The 967-nt window shown below is 73.5% G+C and carries 1 protein-coding gene; it reads right to left on the bottom strand.

The window, feature by feature from the left end; translation table 11 throughout:
• Nucleotides 1-837: serine/threonine-protein kinase (locus GKQ77_RS33015; RefSeq protein WP_258022367.1), on the bottom strand; the 837-nt coding region annotated here is incomplete at its 3' end.
• Nucleotides 838-967 lie beyond the last annotated feature (130 nt).

Here is a 967-nt window from a genome sequence, read left to right as displayed (position 1 = left end):
GTCGAGCGGGCGGCCCGAGGGGATGCCGCGGGCGGGCAGCAGCGGCGCCAGCTCCTCGTAGACGTGCTGGGCGCTGGCGGGGCGGTGCTGGGGGTCCTTGGCGAGCAGGCGCAGGACGAGGGTTTCCAGGGCCTCGGGCACTTCGGGGCGCAGACGGCGGACCGGCAGTGGCGGTTCGTAGAGGTGGCGGTGCAGGACGCCGAGTGCGGTGGAGCCGGAGAACGGCACGTCGCCGCTGAGGAGTTCGTGCATCAGCACGCCGAGGGCGTAGAGGTCGGTGTACGGGCCGACGGCGCCGCCCATGGCCTGCTCGGGCGCCATGTAGGCGGGGCTGCCGATCGGTGAGCCGGTGTGGGTGAGGCGGGTGGTGTCGGTGTCCATCACGGAGGCGATGCCGAGGTCGAGGACGCTGATGGTGCCGTCCTGCTTGACCATCACGTTCCTCGGCTTGAGGTCGCGGTGGACGATCGGCACGGCGTGCACCGCGGAGAGCACGGCGCACAGCTGGGCGGCGACGGCGACGGCCCACTGCCAGGGGTAGGGGTCGTGTTCGGCGAGGTGGTCGCCGAGGTCGGCGCCGTCGACGTACTGCATGACGAGGAAGAGGGCCCCGTCCTCGGACGGCTCGCTGCCCGCGTCGTGCACGGTGACCAGGCCGGGGTGGTCGACCTGCGCGGTCACCCGGCACTCGCGCACGAAGCGGCGGCGCAGCTCCTCGGCCTCGGCGCCCGCGACCCGGTCGGGGCGGAGCAGCTTCACGGCGACGCGCCGGTCCAGGCGCTGGTCGTACGCCGTCCAGACCTGGCCCATGCCGCCCTGGCCGATGAGCGTGGACAGTTCATAGCGCCCCGCGACAACCCGGCCGCCTCGGCCGCCGGTTCCGGTCCCCGGCACCACGGTCAGCCGCCGCCCTGCTGCTTGCGCAGATAGTCGCTCAGCTCGTCCAGCTCGGCGCGGACCTGGTGGA

It is taken from the genome of Streptomyces anatolicus (assembly GCF_019400875.1).
Classification (GTDB): domain Bacteria; phylum Actinomycetota; class Actinomycetes; order Streptomycetales; family Streptomycetaceae; genus Streptomyces; species Streptomyces anatolicus.
Note: the sequence above shows the minus strand (reverse complement) of the source record. Positions and strands in the feature narration are given on the sequence as shown.